19 protein-coding genes are annotated in these 19,071 nt (G+C 42.1%); 2 read left to right on the top strand and 17 right to left on the bottom strand.

The genetic code is table 11. The annotated features are described in order from the left end of the window. Positions 1-2 precede the first annotated feature (2 nt). Genes SJY38_RS03305 through ccmA form a run of 3 tightly spaced genes read right to left on the bottom strand, consistent with a single transcriptional unit; the run spans position 3 to position 2,048 of the window. Complete coding sequence (locus tag SJY38_RS03305) at positions 3-740, bottom strand: heme ABC transporter permease (protein WP_004588322.1); 738 nt, start codon at positions 738-740, stop codon at positions 3-5. Position 741: 1 nt separating this feature from the next. Then, on the bottom strand, positions 742-1,428 hold the full coding sequence (gene ccmB, locus SJY38_RS03300; protein WP_004588321.1) for a heme exporter protein CcmB: 687 nt from the start codon (positions 1,426-1,428) through the stop codon (positions 742-744). After that, the gene (gene ccmA / locus SJY38_RS03295) at positions 1,428-2,048 is read right to left on the bottom strand and encodes a cytochrome c biogenesis heme-transporting ATPase CcmA (RefSeq protein WP_086004334.1); all 621 of its coding nucleotides are present in this window, start codon (positions 2,046-2,048) and stop codon (positions 1,428-1,430) included. Before ccmA ends, ccmB begins: the two co-directional genes overlap by 1 nt. A gap of 113 nt (positions 2,049-2,161) precedes the next feature. Between ccmA and SJY38_RS03290 the strand changes: the two genes are divergently transcribed. Together SJY38_RS03290 and SJY38_RS03285 are read left to right on the top strand one after the other, a co-directional pair. Continuing rightward, complete coding sequence (locus tag SJY38_RS03290) at positions 2,162-4,474, top strand: flagellar hook-length control protein FliK (protein ID WP_286744092.1); 2,313 nt, start codon at positions 2,162-2,164, stop codon at positions 4,472-4,474. Position 4,475: 1 nt separating this feature from the next. Then, positions 4,476-4,796, top strand: coding sequence for an EscU/YscU/HrcU family type III secretion system export apparatus switch protein (locus tag SJY38_RS03285; protein WP_004588318.1), 321 nt, complete (start codon positions 4,476-4,478; stop codon positions 4,794-4,796). A 79-nt stretch (positions 4,797-4,875) separates the two neighbouring features. Here SJY38_RS03285 and SJY38_RS03280 read toward each other — a convergent pair whose 3' ends face one another. The 14 genes from SJY38_RS03280 to flhA are packed head-to-tail and all read right to left on the bottom strand — an operon-like array spanning position 4,876 to position 18,962. Continuing rightward, positions 4,876-5,277: a DUF2802 domain-containing protein gene (locus tag SJY38_RS03280; RefSeq protein WP_055015940.1), complete on the bottom strand. Its 402-nt coding sequence runs from the start codon at positions 5,275-5,277 to the stop codon at positions 4,876-4,878. A 17-nt stretch (positions 5,278-5,294) separates the two neighbouring features. Further along, a complete protein-coding gene (locus SJY38_RS03275) occupies positions 5,295-5,792 on the bottom strand; it encodes a chemotaxis protein CheW (RefSeq protein WP_004588316.1) in 498 nt (165 codons plus the stop codon). Between the two features lie 24 nt (positions 5,793-5,816). Next, positions 5,817-6,599, bottom strand: a complete 783-nt coding sequence (locus tag SJY38_RS03270) for a chemotaxis protein CheW (RefSeq protein ID WP_055015939.1) — start codon at positions 6,597-6,599, stop codon at positions 5,817-5,819. 3 nt (positions 6,600-6,602) lie between these two features. Next, on the bottom strand, positions 6,603-7,373 hold the full coding sequence (locus SJY38_RS03265) for a ParA family protein (protein ID WP_004588314.1): 771 nt from the start codon (positions 7,371-7,373) through the stop codon (positions 6,603-6,605). Positions 7,374-7,385: 12 nt separating this feature from the next. Beyond that, positions 7,386-8,351, bottom strand: coding sequence for a flagellar motor protein MotB (locus tag SJY38_RS03260; protein ID WP_055015938.1), 966 nt, complete (start codon positions 8,349-8,351; stop codon positions 7,386-7,388). 5 nt (positions 8,352-8,356) lie between these two features. Continuing rightward, complete coding sequence (locus SJY38_RS03255; protein WP_055015937.1) at positions 8,357-9,121, bottom strand: flagellar motor protein; 765 nt, start codon at positions 9,119-9,121, stop codon at positions 8,357-8,359. Next, the gene (locus tag SJY38_RS03250) at positions 9,114-10,259 is read right to left on the bottom strand and encodes a chemotaxis response regulator protein-glutamate methylesterase (protein ID WP_377109284.1); all 1,146 of its coding nucleotides are present in this window, start codon (positions 10,257-10,259) and stop codon (positions 9,114-9,116) included. The genes SJY38_RS03255 and SJY38_RS03250 overlap by 8 nt, the downstream gene beginning before the upstream one ends. 51 nt (positions 10,260-10,310) lie before the next feature. After that, a complete protein-coding gene (locus tag SJY38_RS03245; protein ID WP_055015935.1) occupies positions 10,311-12,539 on the bottom strand; it encodes a chemotaxis protein CheA in 2,229 nt (742 codons plus the stop codon). A 15-nt stretch (positions 12,540-12,554) separates the two neighbouring features. Beyond that, entirely contained in the window at positions 12,555-13,322 is a 768-nt protein-coding gene (locus tag SJY38_RS03240) for a protein phosphatase CheZ (RefSeq protein WP_055015934.1), read from the bottom strand. 15 nt (positions 13,323-13,337) lie between these two features. Next, a complete protein-coding gene (gene cheY, locus SJY38_RS03235) occupies positions 13,338-13,721 on the bottom strand; it encodes a chemotaxis response regulator CheY (RefSeq protein WP_004588308.1) in 384 nt (127 codons plus the stop codon). 41 nt (positions 13,722-13,762) lie between these two features. After that, positions 13,763-14,473 (bottom strand): RNA polymerase sigma factor FliA, encoded by a 711-nt coding sequence (locus SJY38_RS03230; protein ID WP_024032309.1) that lies wholly within the window; start codon positions 14,471-14,473, stop codon positions 13,763-13,765. A gap of 26 nt (positions 14,474-14,499) precedes the next feature. Further along, positions 14,500-15,360, bottom strand: a complete 861-nt coding sequence (locus SJY38_RS03225; RefSeq protein ID WP_054983003.1) for a MinD/ParA family protein — start codon at positions 15,358-15,360, stop codon at positions 14,500-14,502. Further along, positions 15,353-16,828 (bottom strand): flagellar biosynthesis protein FlhF, encoded by a 1,476-nt coding sequence (gene flhF / locus SJY38_RS03220; RefSeq protein WP_055015933.1) that lies wholly within the window; start codon positions 16,826-16,828, stop codon positions 15,353-15,355. Before flhF ends, SJY38_RS03225 begins: the two co-directional genes overlap by 8 nt. Before the next feature lie 22 nt (positions 16,829-16,850). After that, the gene (flhA, locus tag SJY38_RS03215; protein WP_024032312.1) at positions 16,851-18,962 is read right to left on the bottom strand and encodes a flagellar biosynthesis protein FlhA; all 2,112 of its coding nucleotides are present in this window, start codon (positions 18,960-18,962) and stop codon (positions 16,851-16,853) included. Between the last annotated feature and the right edge of the window lie 109 nt (positions 18,963-19,071).

Below are 19,071 nucleotides of genomic sequence, written 5' to 3'. Positions count from 1 at the left end.
ATTTACCCCTTACTTAACAAGGCTCGAACCCAAGGTCGATGCTTTTCACGTTGTAATATTTCATTTTTAAGGCGAATTAACGTTACAGTGCCCACAAACGCTGCAAACGCTAAAATATTTACCATAAGCGGCCAAAACATACTTGGGTCAATGGCTTTTGTATCAAGCTTTGTGATTGTTGCGCCTTGGTGCAGGGTGTTCCACCACTCTACGGAGTAGTGAATAACAGGTAAATTAATTACCCCTACAATGGCTAAAATAGACGCTGCGCGCCCTGCTGATTTTTTATCTTCAAAGGCATGATAAAGCGACAGCACGCCTAAGTATAAAAACAATAAAATAAGTTCAGAGGTTAAACGTGCATCCCATACCCACCAAGCACCCCACATAGGTTTACCCCATGCAGCGCCGGTAATTAAGGCAATAGCTGTAACACATGCTCCCACCGGGGCAATAGCAATTACAGCAAGCTCAGCGTTACGTAATTGCCACACTAAAGCGACAATAGCTGCTATAGCCATAGAAGAGTATGCGCCCATAGACAAAATAGCCGATGGAACATGAATGAAAATAATACGGTAGCTGTCTTTTTGTTGATAATCAGCCGGTGCAAAACCTAAGCCCCAAATCCAACCAACAAGCATACTTATAACCGTAACAACGGCAAAATAAGGCAGTAACGTATTACATAATTGATATGCGCGCTCTGCTTTTGCGTAGGGATGTAACCACTTCCACATATTAACTTACACTCACTTTTAATGCTGACGATATGGCGATGGGTGCGCACATAATAGCAACTACTAACATGGCCCCAAGAATGGCAAGCTGCCCGCTATAATCCAGCGACATAGTACTGGTATCAATGGCTGACGTTGCAAAAATTAAAACAGGAATATACAAAGGCAACACTAATAGGCTCATTAAAATGCCGCCTTTTTGTAATCCCACTGTAAGGCCAGCCCCAATTGCACCAATAAAGCTTAATAATGGCGTGCCTAATAATAATGTTAATACGGTCGCTAACAGCGCAGAGCTCTCTAAATTAAGCAATAAAGCAAATAACGGTGTCATTAATACTAATGGTAAACCGGTAACAACCCAATGCGCCGCGACTTTAGCCAACACGGTGAGTGATAGCGGGTACGATGAAGCAATTAACTGCTCTAACGAGCCATCGTTATAGTCGTCTCTGAATAATTTATCGAGTCCAAGCATGGTAGAGAGCAAAGCTGCTACCCAAATAATACCTGGCGCCATTCTGTTTAATAGACCGGGCTCTGGGCCAATTGCTAACGGAAATAAAGAAATAACAATGAGAAAAAACAAGATAGGATTAATAATTTCAGCGCGCTGGCGAAACGCAAGCTTTACATCTTTACTAAATACCGCACTAAACAGCAGCCAATATGAATGTTGACGAGTCATCAGTAACGATACTCCAAGGTCACCGTTTGTAGATTTTCAAACTGTGTTGTTAAATCTTGATGGGTTGTTAGTAAAATAGCGCCACCACTTTTTAAATGCTCAGAAAAACGTTGTTGTAAAAATGCAACGCCATTTTTATCAAGTGCAGTAAAGGGTTCATCAAGCACCCATAGTTTTGCATCGCTTAACCATAATCGCACTAAAGCGACACGACGCTGCTGCCCTGCAGAGAGCATTCTTACCGGCACATCTTCAAGGCCCACTAAGCCAAGCTTAGCTAAAATTGGATATAAGTCGGGCTCATTTGTATAGCCGTTAATGTGTAACCAATGGCGTACGTTTTCCAGTGCGCTGAGCTGCACATTGACACCGGTTTTATGGCCTATAAATAGCAGGTCTGTGGCGTACTCTTCATAATGCTTGGTAATAGCTTGCTGGTTATAAAAAATAGCGCCTTCATCAGGCACACTAAAGCCTGCGACAATACGCAATAATGATGTTTTGCCAGCCCCGTTAGGACCCGCTAATTGCATGATTTGACCGCTATTTAGGCTAAAATTAAGATCCGCAAACAAACAACGTTCTTGCTTGATGCAGGTGACGGACTTAATGTGTAACAAGATGACGTTTCTCTATGCCAAAAATTAGGCGTTAGTCTACCATAATGATAGGGTAATACGAATATTGCTTTAAAATCGATTCACGAAAATTAGCGAAAACTTGATTTAAAATAATGAATAATCCAACGCAAATCACATTATCTAATTCATTGGTTAATAACCAAAGCGCCCCGAGCACTTCGCACGAATTAGTACAATTACCCGAGCAGGTACTTGCGGCTAAAAATATTCAGTTTTCAAAAGGCTCAATTACACTCGATGTTTTAATTGATAAACACTGGCAAACACTACGCTTAGGCATAACGCATGCCCCTCAAAATACAGACAAAATAGCAAGTGCTAACATACAGCTCAGCGCTGATGGAAAGCAGCTAAATATTACTCCTAACAATACCAATATTACACTTAACAACGCATCACAACTGCAGCGTTTTTTAAATTATGTTAGTACCGGTAGTGAAATACAAAGTAAACCCTTGCCAGTCAATGTACAGCTTTCGCCGTCACCGCAGCTTATGATACCTAGCCTTAATGCCAGTATCGCAATTAACAAAGAAACCGCACAGCTGTTAAATACCGAGCAGCCATTACAGGTACTTATTAATACAACCAATAAAGGCGCACAAATAAATGTTATTAACCGCTTTGCTGACACCGTTCATACTCAAACTCTCAGCCAACATAAAATTTCGCAGCTATTAACTAACTTACTGCCCAGCGCGCAACTACAAGCAACGCCTAAATTAGCTATTATTTCGCACCCTCAGCATAGCGGCTCGTTCACAACCCCGATAACCAAGAAACAGCTTAGTGAATTGCCTAGCAAGCCCGTGGCAGTAAATATTACCAATCAAGCAGATAAGCTGCTCATTAAAACTAACTTACCTAAAATGCAGGTCGCACTTAATAACTCATTTAGTAAACCCTTTACCGACTTGGTTTTATCACAGCAGCAAAATGCAGCCAGTACCCCCGCTGATAAAACAAGCCCGCAGTTAAGTGCACAAAGCCCTATAAAGTCATGGCTACAAAGTAGCTTTAGCGATTTAAAAACGCGAATTAACGATGCCGTTAAATACTTTGAAAACAAACCCTTTGCGAGTAAAACGTCACCTTTGCAGGCTCAACAAGCTAAGCTTGATGTAAATAAAACGCCGACACCAATAAACACGCTAACAAACCCTACTTTAAGCAAGCTAAATATAACCGCAGAAGTTGCTAATCATTCTTTTACCCCTAACAGCCCTTTAGCTAAACACTTTGCGCAGCTTCCTCCTTTAGTGCAAATAACCCAGCAATTAAAGGCGAGTGTGACGTTATGGCAATCAGCAAACAATAAAGCTCAGCCTCAAGCAGTGAGCGCCCAACCAACAAATGTACGTACGCAAGGCAACTCTTCTGCGCCGCTGAGTTTAAAAACACTACATGCCACAACTTCACAGGTAAATACTCCCAATCAACCCAGTTTGTCTCACTCACTTTTTAACACAGCTGTAAGTCAGCAGTTACAACCAACAGAAGCTAAACTTTTAACCTCGCTTTTAAATTTGCCAACAGAGAGTGAGCGCCCAAATAGTGCTTCCAACCCTAAAACATTGTTGAGTAGCCAAATTACTGACATAGCAAGTAAAGCTACACAAAATACACCTGATCTTACGCGTTTAGTGAATCAAGCTTTTAATAGAATGGTCTCCAGTACTAATGTGCACCCAGCCACCATACAACGAGAGCTTTTAAGTACCTTACAACCGCTTACTACGCCAAACGACACACTACAAAGTAGCTTTACAAAAGGGCTTGAGCAACTTGCGGTTACTATTTTAGCGGCGCCAATAATAAGCCAATCAAGTACTTCGCTAACGTTTAATAACCACACAGGCGTGGATGCCCTACTTAATGTGCTTTTACCTACTTTTAAAGTAGGTAATGGCGCGGATAAACTATTAGAGCAACTTCAACAAACACAAATACAAGAGCTTGCCCCAGAGCTGCTACAAGTTAAAAATACCCTTAGCCAAGTACAAGTAACTACGCCAAACCAACAAAGCGACACAAACCCGCTAGCACAGTTTTTATTTCCGATGAAACTTCCGCCTGAAGCGGGACAAACAGAGATAACCTTAGGGCAATATAAAAAAGCCAGTGTAGATAAAACCGAAAAAAACGTGTGGTTTGTTAGATTAAATTTTGATTATGCACAGCAAGGGCAATTACAAATAGTGGCTGAGCTTATGGACAAAGCGCTCGATTGCCAGCTGCTTGCCTCTAGCCAAGAAGTAAGTGCAATTGCACACCCTCACTTAGATAGCCTCAGGGCTAAATTAGCTCAGCATGGCTTGCAAGTAGGCGAGCTAAACTTAAAACGCGGAGATGCTAGTCATCAAGCGTTTTATCAATCGCATGCCATTATAAATATTAAGGTTTAACATGACTGACACCTCTAATTTAGCAGCAAATAATAAATCCGCGATTGGCCTGTTGTATGAAGCAGGAAGCACCCCCGCGGTAAGTGTAAAAGGGTTTGGCGAGTTGGCCGATGAAATAATCGCAGCAGCGAAACAAAAAGGCATTATGATCCACCAAGATGAAGCACTTGCTAAAACACTCTCACACTTAGAATTGGGAGAGGAAATACCTAAAGAGCTTTATTATGTTATTGCTGAATTGATTGCTTTTTCGTACGTGCTTCGTGGGCAGTTCCCACCTGGCTGGCAAGACTTTCAAGGTAAGCTAAATGTAAAGGCATAACTAGGTGGATAAATTATATCTCCCCATTTATTAAGTATTACTGCGCATTGGTATTGTGTAGTTAAAAGCAAAAAAGACGCTAGGCGTCTTTTTGTTTATGTAACGAAAATAATAGTTCAGCCTCAGCCCTAGGAAGCTCGCACTCGCGTATCACCTCATCTAAATCTGCGCCAAGCTCAACCATTTTAACAGCACGAGAATATATTTTTGCGTCTGGGTCATCATATTTTTGGGCAGCTTGTTGTTGCATCAACTCTTGATTTTGTTGCTCAACTTCAAGTACGCGCTTACCAATACTTAAAAGCCCTGTTCTGAGCTCAGACACTTCACTGCGTAATATATGTGTTTGCTCTGAGGTATCTTTTAATTGCTGTGATACCGCATTAAGCTCCGCCGACTGTTTATTTTTTAATGCAACAATTAGCGACAGGGATATTAAACCTATCCCTAGCGCTGCTATTGCGATACTGAGTAACAACATAATTTTAGTGGTAAAGCTTAAATATCGCTTAACTCATCCCATTCGTCATCGCTAAGTAATTTATTTAAATCGACTAAAATAAGTAATTCGTTATCGCGGTTACATACACCTTGGATAAACTTAGCGCTTTCTTCGGTACCAACATTTGGGGCGCTGTCTATTTCAGAGCTGCGTAAATACACAACTTCAGAAACACTATCAGCTAAAATACCAATTACTTGCTCTTCTGCTTCAATAATTAAAATGCGAGAGTTATCAGTTGCATCTGCAGCAGGCAAACCAAAGCGTGCACGAGTATCAATAACAGTGACTACGTTACCACGTAAATTTATAATGCCAATAACGTATGAAGGTGCTCCAGGTACTGGGGCAATTTCGGTATAACGTAAAATTTCTTGCACCTGCATTACGTTGACGCCATACGTTTCTTCTTCAAGCTTAAACGTTACCCACTGTAAAATTTCATCGTTGTTATCTGCGTTTTTATTCGCTGATAATAGTCTATCTTCGCTCATGCTGTTACCCCGTAATGGTCGTTACTACTGACGGCTATCTAAGCCTTTTTCTAATAGTGCATTTAAATTATCTACATCTATTAAAGCACACATTTTTTCTTTAATAACACCGGCAAGCCAAGGGCGTTTGCCACTGTTTTTTCGCCATTTTACATCTTCTTTACTCAATGTAATGTTATTTATTAACTTTTCAGCCAATAAACCCCAGTTGCTATCGCCTAGGGTTATTAAATACTGATAATTAAGAGAGGCCTCTAACTTTTCATCGTACTTTTCAGGCATTACCCAACGTGCAGTATCAACTACGTTTAGCTTTTCATCTCTATTAAGCATAACGCCTTTAAACCACTTTGGCTTACCAAATAAATGATTTACTTCACCTAATTGATGAATTCCTCCAAGCGCTTTCAAAGGAACAGCCAATGTTAAACCAGCCACTTCAAAAAACAGAGCCTGAAATTCACCTTCAAAGTAATCTTCTTGGCTATGTAATAAAGGAGCAGGTTCTGTACTTAACTGGGTTTGCACCTCAGGTGTCTCTAATGGCTCAGGCTCAATAGGTGCAGGTGGCGAAATAGTGGCGTCAGCCTCGCTATTACTCTCTTTTACTTGCTCAGAATAAAGCTGCTCGGTTACTTTTAATTGCGCTTTGGGCTTTAAAAGTACTTCGTCGTTTTGTAAGGCACTAGGTACTTGCTCAAGTAGCTTTGCTACAGGCTCAAGGTTTTCCTCAGGTTCGTCTTCGCATAATAGCGCCCCTAAGTATTGAGTCATTACTTTTTCATTAGCAAATAATTGCTTACTCATTCATTAACCTTGTCCAATTAAATAATCTAATAACGCTTTATAAGCGTAAACCCCACGTGAACGTGGGCAAAACTCTATGGGCACCTTTTGTGCAAGGCTTGCATCTCTAAACTTTGTATCAACGGGGATCACCCCTGGCCATACTTTATCTTTATATGTATTTTGCAACGTTTTGTAGGCTTCAAGCGACGCTTTAGTGCGCTTATCATACATAGTAGGGATTATAGTATATTGGTACTGTTTCGCTTGAGAGCTTTGCATTAATTCCATAGTGCGCATCATTCTATCAAGCCCTTTGAGCGCCAAAAACTCAGTTTGCACAGGCACTAAAATACGTTCGCTGGCGGCTAATGCGTTCACCATTAAAACACCTAAAACGGGCGGGCAATCAAGCAGCGCATAATCGTAATGTTCACTAATTTTTGCAAGTGTTTTTTTTAAAATTAAGCCCATTCCCGTTTTATTGCCCATGCTTCTATCGAGGGTTGCTATAGCCATCGTCGCGGGCAATATATCCAGGTTTTCCATGGTAGAGGGGCACAATGCTTGAAGTATTTCTTCACTTTGCATTGAGGTGCCGCGAGCAAAAATATCGTACACACTGACTTCTAAATCTTCAGAATCAATACCAAAATAGTACGTTAGTGAGGCGTGAGGGTCGGTATCAATGAGTAATACGCGTTTACCTTGCAAGGCCAAAATACCAGCAAGACTGACAGCCGTTGTGGTTTTACCTACACCGCCCTTTTGATTTGCTACTGTCCAAATCTTCACATTAAGTCCTAATTACTGTTCATTGCGCGTGGTGATTCTGATGCCACCATGAGGTAAACGAATTATTTTAATAGAGTTATCATCAGAGGGAAGTTCCACCTCTGGCTCAGGCGCAGCTTGTTGCACTTGCTCATCAGGCTCAGCTTCATTTTCGGTGGTTTGTTGTACTAAGCCATACTTAGAAAGCGCAATAACAACTTTACGATTCTCTGCTCGACCCGCTGCGGTGTCGTTATCGGCAAAAGGTGAGTATTGCCCATACCCCTCGATTGCCATTCTAGCTGGGTTAATTCCTAACGCTTCTAATTCAACTAAAATAGAGGTCGCCCGTGCAACTGACAACTCCCAGTTAGAGCGAAACATTTCATTGCGAATACTTTCGTTATCTGTGTAACCTCTTACCCTTATGTAGTTATCTACTGGGGCAATAATATCTTTTACAATTTTTACGACTTGTTTTGCTCGCGCGTGGGCCACAGAGCTACCACTTGAGAAGAGCATTCCTGAACTTAGCTCAATAATAAGCCAATCTTGGTTGAGCTCTAAACTTGCTTCTCCATCACGAATTTCATCAATAAGTGCTGAATGTAATTTAGTTAACAGACTATCGAGTGGTTTACCTAAATGTTTTTGTTTTATATTGCTGGTATCACTATGTCCATCTAGCAGCTCTGGGCCAGACTCCTGTTTTTGAATGCTCTCACCGTACAATAACTCTTGCTCTGGGGTAACACGGTCAGTAAGTAGCCCTTCACCAGTAACGCCCTCACCTTGTTGCGATTGCTGCCTTGCTGATTTGTCAAAAACCTGTTCTAGGGAGTCTGAGAGGATTTGAAAACTTTCTTCTTTATTTATGGCAATGGCATACATAACCACAAAAAAGGCAAACATAATGGTCATATAATCAGCATAAGAGACTAACCAACGTTCTGTATGTTGATTTTTTTCAGCTGATTGACGTAAGCGCCGGCGTAACATAAAAGTTACTCTACCACGACATTGGGGCGCTCTGTGCGATAAGCTTCAAGCTTTAATTCTATGTTTATAGGACTTTCGCCAAGGCTTATAGCAATCACCCCTTCGGCCATCATTTCATGGTAAAGCATTTTTTGATCTACTCGCTGCTTAAGCTTATTGGCCATAGGTAAAAATAATAAGTTAGCTAAACCCACCCCATATATTGTTGCAATAAATGCGGTGGCGACCCCTGCACCTAGCTTTTGAGGGTCGGTAATAAATGACATTGCTTGAATAAGGCCAAGTACAGCCCCTAAAATACCTATAGTTGGGCTATATCCGCCCATGGCTTCGTACACTTTACTTGCTTCAAGTAAGCGGTCTCGTTCAAGCATTAAATCTATTTCTAATGTGTCGCGTAACTTTTGCTCCGAACACCCATCTACTAGTAAACTAAGCCCTTTTGCTGCATAAGGATCTGGGTGACTAAGTGCCTCTTTTTCAAGCGCTAAGTACCCTTCCTGACGAGCTTTATGCGACCACGTTTTAATTTGCTCTATGGCTTGCTCAATATTGTACTGGGGTGAAAAAAACACCCAATGGCTCATGCTTAGCGTTTTTTTAAAGGTGCTTATGGCCGTTTGCAACATAACAGCCCCTAAGGTGCCGCCAAGTACAATAATAAGTGCAGGGCCATTAAATAACGCCGTGACAACGCCCCCCTCTAAAGAGTAACCAATCGCTATAGCGCTCAGCGCAATGATTAACCCTAAAACAGAGAGCTTATCCACAACCAGTCTCTCTTTTTATTCTTGCTGCTACGTCGTTTAACGCTAAATGCTCAGAGGCAAGCCCAGCGTTGGCAATAGCTTGAGGCATACCGTATACAACACAGCTTTTTTCATCTTGCGCCCAAATTGTTGCGCCAGATTGCTTAAGCATTCGCGCGCCATCACGTCCATCAGCGCCCATGCCGGTTAAAACAATAGCAAGTACATCTCCTTGGTAGCTTTTGGCAACACTTGCAAAAGTCACATCAACGCTTGGTTTGTAGCTTATACGTTCACTATTATCTTCAAATACACGCAACGTTTTGTTACCACTTCGCCCCTCTACCATCATTTGCTGTCCACCTGGGGCTAAGTAGGCTGTGCCGGCTTCTAGACTGTCACCTTGTTGCGCTTCTTTAACGCGTATTTTGCAAAGGCTATTTAAACGTGCCGCAAACGCAGGCGTAAATGCCGCCGGCATGTGCTGAATTAACAAAATAGGGTGTGCAAAGTTAGCAGGTAATTGGGTTAATATAGTTTGTAAAGCAACTGGCCCGCCAGTTGAAGTGCCAATAGCCACTATTTGATAGTGTTTACCGCTGGCACGCGTGGGCATACTGGATGTAGTTGTTGTCTGCACTGGGGCAGCACGTTGAAAGCTTCTATCAGGTTGTTTAAGCGATGAGCTTGTTGTGGCAAGTTTGCTTGCAGATGGAGCAGTAGTCTTACTTGATGTTAATGGCCTAACAGGGCGCGGTGCACGCCTGCGACCAATTTCCTTCACTTTAGCTTGCAATAACTTAATTGCATCTTCGTTATTTCGTGCAATGTCTTCAAACTTTTTCGGTAAAAAGTCCATAGCTCCGGCATCAAGTGCATCTAAAGTTGCGGTTGCACCGTCGCGAGTTAATGAAGAAAACATAAGTATTGGCGTTGGGTTACTCGCCATAATTTCTTTTACTGCGCTAATACCATCAAGCACAGGCATTTCTACATCCATGGTGATCATATCTGGACGTAACTGCGCTGTTTTTTCTACGGCTTCTCTACCGTTAACAGCAAAACCTATTACTTCAATACCGCTGTCTTGTTCAAGAATTTCGCTTACTCGACGGCGAAAAAAACTGGAATCGTCAACAACTAAAACTTTTACGGCCATTGCGCTCTCTTATTAAATTTATGTGTAGGCATACACAGGTATGCCTACATTTTATCCTGCGTAATGCTTAAGCATATTAGGTACATCCAGAATCAGCGCAATACCACCGTCAGATGTAATTGTTGCACCAGCCATTCCTGGCGTACCTTGTAATAACGCATCAAGAGGCTTAATAACAACTTCTTCTTGGCCAATTAATGAATCAACCACAAAGCCAACTTGCTGAGTACCTATTTGTACAATTACCACATGACCTTGCGCTTTTCGCTGAGAACAATCAGCACCTTTAACTAGCCAATGCTCTAAGTAAAATAGCGGTATCGCTTTTTTACGAACAATAATTGTAAGCTGACCATCTACCACATTGGTTTTGGTTAAATCTAAGTGGAATATTTCACTCACACCAGCAAGTGGTAACGCAAACGTTTGCTCACCAACAATAACCATCAGCGTAGGTAAAATAGCCAGTGTTAATGGTACTTTTATCTCTAAAATAGTCCCTACGCCCAACTCTGACTGTATACTCACAGAGCCATTAAGCTGCGTAATTTTAGTTTTTACTACATCCATGCCTACGCCACGGCCAGAAATATCAGATATCTCTTCTTTGGTCGAAAAGCCTGGTGCAAATATTAAGTTATACGCTTCTGTATCTGATAAGCGACTTGCCTGATCATGGTCAATAACGCCTTTACTGATCGCTATTTTTTTCAGTTTTTCCGCATCCATACCTGCACCATCATCTTTAATGGTTAACAAAATATGGTCGCCTTCTTGCGAAGCCGATAATGTAACGTTACCAGTTCTAGGCTTACCCGCAGCTTCACGCGCTGCTGGCATTTCAATACCGTGGTCAACTGAGTTTCGTACTAAATGCACCAACGGATCGGCCAGTGCCTCAACTAAGTTTTTATCTAAATCGGTTTCTTCACCTACAAGCTGTAAATCAATTTCTTTATTTAAGCTACGGGCTAAGTCACGTACTACGCGAGGGAATCGGCCAAACACTTTTTTGATAGGCTGCATTCGCGTTTGCATTACTGCACCTTGAATATCAGCAGTGACCACATCAAGATTTGATATCGCCTTACCCATCGCTTCACTGTCTGTATTGGTCGCTAAACTGACCAACCTATTTCGTACTAATACCAACTCGCCAACCATATTCATTATTTGATCTAAACGCTTTGTATCAACACGTACTGTGGTTTCAGCAGGTGGAGGCGTAGCTTTTTTAGGTGCAGCGCTACTCGCTGGTTTTTCAGCCACTTTAGGTGTAGGCGCAGCGGCTTTAGCCGCCGGAGCTTGTTTTGCTGCAGGTGCTGGCGTAGGCTTTTCTGGCGTAGGTTTTGCTGGCGTTTGTGCTACAGGTGCAGCCTTAGGTGGCTGCGGTGCAGGTGTGTCAGCTTCTTTTGATTCTGGTGCGGCGCCTTTACCGTGCAGTTCATCAAGCAGTGCTTCAAATTCATCATCGCTGATTTCATCATCACCGCTATCATTTGCAACAGCCGCCGGTGGTGCTGTGTGTTTTACTTCTGGCTCACTGCTTGAGGTATCTCCTGCAACAGGACCAAAACTACCTACACCGTGTAATTCATCTAATAAACTGTCAAATTCATCATCGGTAATATCTGAACTTGAATCTGGCTCTGCACTTGCACTTGGTTGCGACACCGGGCTTTGGCCTTTGCCGTGTAACTCATCGAGTAAGCTTTCAAATTCATCTTCTGTAATTTCATCAATTTGCGTGCTATCTGCTGAAGGGCTTGAACCTGCCGCATCAAATAGTTCATCAAATGCAAATGGGTCTTCATCATCTGTTGCGCTAACGGGAGCTGCGGGTTCTTGTTCAACAACGTCGGGGGCTGTTTCAGTAAGCTCGTCATCCGTAGGCGGTTGACCAAGTTTGTGAAGGGTTTCTAATAATTGAGGGTCTGCTGGGTCTGGCTGTTCGCGGTTTTGAATAGTGGCAAACATTTCATTAATGGTATCTAGTGCTTGTAAAATCACATCCATTAATTCTGAATTAACAGTTCTAACCCCTTGGCGTAAAAGATCAAATACGTTTTCAGCACCATGACAGGCATCAACAAGCTCAGTCATAGCTAAAAAGCCTGCCCCCCCTTTTACGGTATGAAAGCCCCTAAAAATAGCATTTAGTAACTCAGTATCTTCTGGGTTATTTTCTAGCTCAACTAACTGTTCAGATAAAAGCTCTAGGATTTCTCCAGCCTCTACAAGAAAGTCTTGTAAAATATCTTCATCGACTTCAAAGCTCATGCAGTTACTCTCCTCTTAGAAGCCCAAACTTGATAATAGGTCATCGACCTCGTCTTGGTCAGATACAACATCATTTCGCGACTCTTTATCAATAATAGGGCCTTCAGGACCTGCTAATGTTTGTGCGGCAACCAGTTCTTCTGTTTCTTGTTGTTCTTTACTTTCAACAATGCTGTCATCTTGTGCAGCAAATGCTGTTAAAAGGTGGATTAAACTTTCTTCTACTTCTCTGACTAATTCAATTACACGGCGGATAACCTGGCCTGTTAAATCTTGAAAATCCTGCGCCATTAGTACATTGGTCATTAAAGTTTGCAACTCATCAGTTTTATGATGAGAGCTGTTCATAAACTTGTCGATGCTGTGGCATAAGGTTTTAAACTCGCCCAGCTCTATTTCGCGGTTCATAAGCCTATCCCAAGTAGGCTTAATATGTGCAATTTCATCTGCTAGCTGCTGCGCAATAGGAAGGCTTGCTTCGACCGCATCCATTGTCTTATTAGCTGCATTTTCTGTCATTTCCATGACATAGTTTAAGCGCTTTTTCGCATCCGGTATTGCATCAGTGGTTAAATCGGTTAAACGCGTATCAAGTTCAAAGCTTTTAAGGGCTTCGTGTAATTGGCGTGTTAACTTACCTACTTCAGCAAAAAGCTGCGATTGCTCTTGAGAGGCAGTATCTAAAATTAATTGATCTGCTTTATCTTGCTCACCATTTTCTAAAAAAACGACGAGCTGACGAGCTTGTTCTAAAGTAATTTGAGGCGCAGCTGGTGCTGACATAAGCCTCTCCTCTCATTAACCTAAGCGTTCAAACACTTTTTCTAATTTAGTTTTCAAAGTACCAGCAGTAAATGGCTTAACAATATAGCCATTAACACCTGCTTGCGCTGCCGCTATTATTTGTTCTTTTTTAGCTTCTGCCGTCACCATTAAAACCGGAATATGTTTTAATTTTTCGTCAGCTCTAATGGCTCTTAGCAAGTCAATACCCTGCATGCCTGGCATGTTCCAATCGGTTACAACAAAGTCAAAAACCTGATTTTGCAACATAGGTAATGCTGTAGAACCATCGTCAGCTTCTTGAACATTCGTGAACCCTAGGTCACGCAACAGATTTTTTATAATACGTCTCATTGTAGAGAAATCATCAACAACAAGAATTTTCATGTTTTTATCCAAAACATCCTCCGGTGAGGTCTTAACCTATAATTTACTTACTACTAGTTTATCCAGTCATTGATTTTTGCTTTGAGCTTAATCATCGCCTGACCATGTATCTGACTTACACGCGATTCACTTACATCGAGTATATGCCCAATTTCTTTTAAATTCATTTCATCGTTGTAATACAAAGAAAGCACCATTGCATCTCGCTCTGGTAAAGACTTTATTGCCTCTAACAATGAATTATTAAACCGTTCATTTTTAACATTATTAAATGGTTTGTCTAGCGCTAAATCTTGACCTGCAGGGCTAATAACATCTTCATCTACCCCTAGGTCTTCTATACCAAGCACTTTACTGGAATTAACATCATTTAAAATATGATGGTATTCTTCTAGCGAAATATCAAGTTTTTCAGCTACTTCAGTATCTTTTGGTTCTCTATTTAAGCTATTTTCTAATTCTGTGATAGTTTCGGCTACTAATCGGCTTTTACGGTGCACCGAACGTGGTGCCCAATCCCCTCTGCGCATTTCATCAAGCATAGCGCCGCGGATACGAATACCAGCAAACGTTTCAAAGCTTGCCCCTTTACTGGCGTCAAAGTTTTTTGAGGCCTCGATAAGGCCAATCATTCCCGATTGAATTAAGTCATCAAGCTGAACGCTAGGAGGAAGGCGAGCTATTAAATGGCACGCCACTTTTTTGACAAGCGACGCGTGCTTTTCAACAATCACATTTAAATTTTGTGTTGATTGATATCCCATAGCTCTTTTCACCGATGTTGTCATAATCAGCCGTTTACTAGCTTCTCAATGAAAAACTCTAAATGTCCTGAAGGTTGATTAGGTATAGGCCATTTTACTGCTTTTGTCGCTAATGTTTTAAACGCGACTGCTGCTGGTGAATTAGGGAAAAGATCGACAATTACTTTTTGTTTACGCGTAGATTTACGCATATTTTCATCATATGGAATAGTCGCAACAAGCTCCATAGACACATCTAAAAAGCGGTCTGTTACTTTAGAGAGCTTTGCAAAAAGCTCTTGGCCCTCGCGCATACTGCGCACCATGTTTGCAACAATTTTAAATTTATAAACGCCATGCTCGCGGCTAAGTACTTTAATAAGCGCGTAGGCATCAGTAATAGAGGTCGGCTCATCACACACCACCACCATGACATCTTGCGCTGCACGAGAAAAACTCAGCACCATGTCAGAAATACCAGCGGCGGTATCTACAATTAAAATATCAAATTCGGTATTAAGCTCACTAAAGGCACGAATTAACCCAGCATGCTCAGATGGGGTTAGCTCCACCATACTTTGCGAACCTGATGTAGCAGGCACGATTTTAATACCGCCTGGGCCTTCAACTAAAATCTCGTCAAGTTCGCACTCGCCTGAAAGGACATGAGATAAGTTTTTTTCAACACGTAGTCCTAGCATTACATCACAATTAGCTAGGCCTAAATCGGCATCTAATACTAATACACGATTACCCTGCTGCCCTAAAGCAATAGCAGTATTTAAAGAGACGTTGGTTTTACCCACCCCTCCTTTACCGCCAGTGACAGCGATAACTTTTACGCCGTTGTTGTTGTTTTGACTCATTTTGCGCAGGCCGCTTGCTTGATCTAATACTGTGTTAATCATACATCCCTACTGTGCTTGGCGCCACTGCTTGGTGCCTTGAATGTTGTGCTTTTGCTCTTTTTAAATACAATTGCTCAGCTTTTTTTACTAGTTTTTCAGCATTTGCAACGCGAATATCTTCTGGTACACGCTGACCATTAGTAAGATACCCTATTGGAAGACGATTTTGAATCGCTATACTAATAATCTCACCTAAACTTAATGATTCATCTAACTTAGTGAAAATACAACCGCTTAGCTGAACCTTTTTAAAATGTCTTACGGTTTCTTGCAGTACATTTATTTGTGCTGTGGCACTTAATACTAAATAACTACGTATATCTACTCGCTGGTTGCGCATTAACGTATTTAATTGCTCTGTAAGGCGTAAATCACGTTGGCTCATACCCGCTGTATCAATTAATACTAGACGCTTATTGCGTAAATGATATAAAACTTCGGCTAATTCATTGGCATCTTTTACTTGTTTAACACCACAACCAATAATACGACCATACGTTGCAAGCTGCTCATACGCACCAATTCTGTATGTATCAGTGGTGATTAGGGCAACTTTGTCGGCGCCATACTTTTGTGCGCCTAATGCGGCAAGTTTAGCAACTGTGGTTGTTTTACCTACACCAGTAGGCCCAACAAGGGCATACACACCCCCTTGGCGAAGAATTTCGTTATTGGTGGTTTGCATTTGATCTTCAACCATTTGCAATAATGCTTTCCAACCTTGCTGACGCGATACGTCATCTGGGATAAAACACGCCATTTGCTCTGCAACGTCTTTATCTATTCCCATGCCAACTAAACGGTCAATCATGCATGCACGTGTAGGGTCGCGACGTGCCATATCTTGCTGCATTAAACCCGATACTTGGTGTTCTAATAACTGGCGAATTGCGTTCATTTCATCACGCATCGCGCTCATTTGGGCGCTTTCGTTGTTATTAGCTTGACTACGCGGTGCAACCGGCGCATCTAAATCGTCAAAGTCTTGATCTAAGTCATCAAAGCCTAGGCTGTCTGCTTGGGTTTGCATGCGTTTTGGCGCTTCATTTTCGCGAGCAAACATATTTGTCGTACGTGGCTGTGCTGGCTCTTGGTAATGCTCAGACGTATCAATACCTGATTGCGAAAACATAGAGGCTAGCTCAGGAGAGCGAGGGCGTGGCGACTGACGCTCTAATAAAGCTTGTAAGCTATCAGCTACTTTTGCTTGTGGCTCAGGTTGCGCACGCTTAGGCTCTGGCTTTACAAAGTTATGAGTAGGCTGTTGCACGGCTCTTTGCGGAGCAGGCGCTGCCTGTGGTTGTGCTGCGGCTTTAGGGGCTGCTTTGTCGTAATCTACTGCGGCAACAATTTCTACACCATTAGCGAGTTTTTTGTTCGACATAATAACGGCATCAACACCTAGCTCATCTTTAACTTCTTTCAGTGCGGTGCGCATATCTTTGGCAAAAAAACGTTTAATCTTCATGGTTCAACCCCTGTTAAAATCTTTATTGTTGGCCTACTGAGCTGACAATCTTAATCTGTCTTTCATCTGGTACCTCTTGATAAGACATCACCCTTAAACCCGGTATGGTGTACTTAACAAAACGAGATAACACAGTGCGTAACATTCCTGACGTTAGCAATATTGAAGGTTCTCCGGCCATTTCTTGATTCTGATGCGCTTCGTTTAATGATGTTTGAAGTCGCTCAGCAAGGCTTGGTTCTATTCCGGCACCTTCGTCGCCTGCATTTTGTAATGACTGATGCAACATCTGTTCCAACTCAGGCGCCAAGGTTATGACAGGGATTTCTGATGACATTCCCACAGCGTCTTGAACTATTAAACGGCGCAGCGAAATACGCACTGCAGCTGTTAAAACATCGGCATCTTGGCTACGTGGGCCGTACTCTACAAGGGTTTGAACAATAGAGCGCATATCACGAATAGCCACACCTTCGTTTAATAAATTTTGCAGTACTTTTACAACGGTTGTCAGTGGTAGTACTTCTGGCACTAACCCTTCTACTAAACGTGGATGGCTTTTAGCTAACATATCAAGCAGGTTTTGAACCTCCTCATGCCCTAGTAATAATGCGGCACTGTTAGTTAATAACTGGCTAATGTGGGTGGCTACCACAGTGGCTGAGTCAACCACGGTGTAACCTAGTGACTGTGCTTCGTCTTTTTGATCAGGCTTTATCCATACCGCATCTAAGCCAAATGCAGGGTCTTTGGTTTCAACCCCTTTAATAGGGCCAAATACTTGCCCTGGGTTGATGGCCAGTTCATCGCCATGTTTGAGTTCGCCTTCACCACTTGAAACACCCATCATGGTAATACGGTACGCATTAGGGTCTAACTCTAAGTTATCGCGAATATGTACAGGCGGTACTAAAAAGCCAAGCTCCTGAGATAACTTTTTACGCACCCCTTTAATTCGGTTGAGCAGCTCACCACCTTGAGATTGGTCAACAAGCGGAATAAGCCTGTAGCCAACTTCTAAGCCAATAACGTCAATTTGTTGTACATCGTCCCATCCAAGCTCTTTTTGCTCTTGCTTGTTTGCAACGCCAGTACCGGCAACGGCACCACTTTCAGCCTCTTGGGCAGCTAGAGCAGCGGCTTTTAATTTTTGCTGCTGAGTAAAGTAAGCTAAGTAGCCAAGTAGTGCGCCTAAACTTAAAAAAGCAATATGAGGCATACCCGGAACCAACCCCATAATGATTAAAATACCTGAGGCGATAAATAATGATTTTTCGTTACCTAATTGGGCTTTAAATTGCTCACCCATGTTATGTGATTCGTTTTGGCGAGTAACAACAATAGCAGTACCAATAGAGAGCAGTAATGAAGGAAGCTGCGCCACAAGGCCGTCACCAATGGTAAGTAAAGTATATACTTCCATTGCGCGGCTAAAGCTCAAGTCATGTTGGATCATGCCCACAAATAAGCCGCCAACAATATTAATAATTAATATCACGATACCGGCAATGGCATCGCCTTTTACAAACTTACTCGCCCCATCCATAGAGCCGTAAAAGTCGGCTTCGCGGGTTACTTCACTGCGGCGCTCACGTGCTTGCTCTGCACTAATAAAGCCAGCGTTTAAGTCGGCATCTATCGCCATTTGCTTACCCGGCATAGCGTCTAACGTGAAACGAGCCGATACTTCAGAAATACGCCCAGCACCTTTGGTTATTACTACAAAGTTTATGATGATCAAGATTAAAAACACCACTAAACCTACCGCGTAGTTTCCGCCAATAACCACTGAGCCAAACGCTTCAATTACCTTACCAGCCGCATCGCCCCCGTTGTGACCCTCAAGGAGCACCACGCGTGTACTGGCAACATTTAGGGCTAAACGCATGATTGTAGCGATTAACAGTACTGCGGGAAACATACCAAATTCGAGGGGTTTCATGGTGTAAACAGTCACCAGTAAAACAACTAAGGCAAGGGCAATATTAAATGAAAATAATATATCAAGAAGAAATGGCGGCAGCGGTAAAATAACCATACCCAGCGCTGCAAGTACTAGTAGCGGTGTGCCAACACCTTTGGCATACTCTTTTTTATCTTTGTTAAGTTGTTGTAATACCGCTTTAAAATCCATAACTCTACAATTCAATAAATTGACACTAGCCTGAAATTGCAATAACTATTCCAAGTATAGAGCCAGCAATAGATTCATTGAGTATTGATACAAAATTTAAAGCAAGTGA

Origin of the sequence: Pseudoalteromonas sp. R86517 (assembly GCF_042466295.1) — a bacterium.
Classification (GTDB): Bacteria; Pseudomonadota; Gammaproteobacteria; order Enterobacterales; family Alteromonadaceae; genus Pseudoalteromonas; species Pseudoalteromonas atlantica.
Note: the sequence above shows the minus strand (reverse complement) of the source record. Positions and strands in the feature narration are given on the sequence as shown.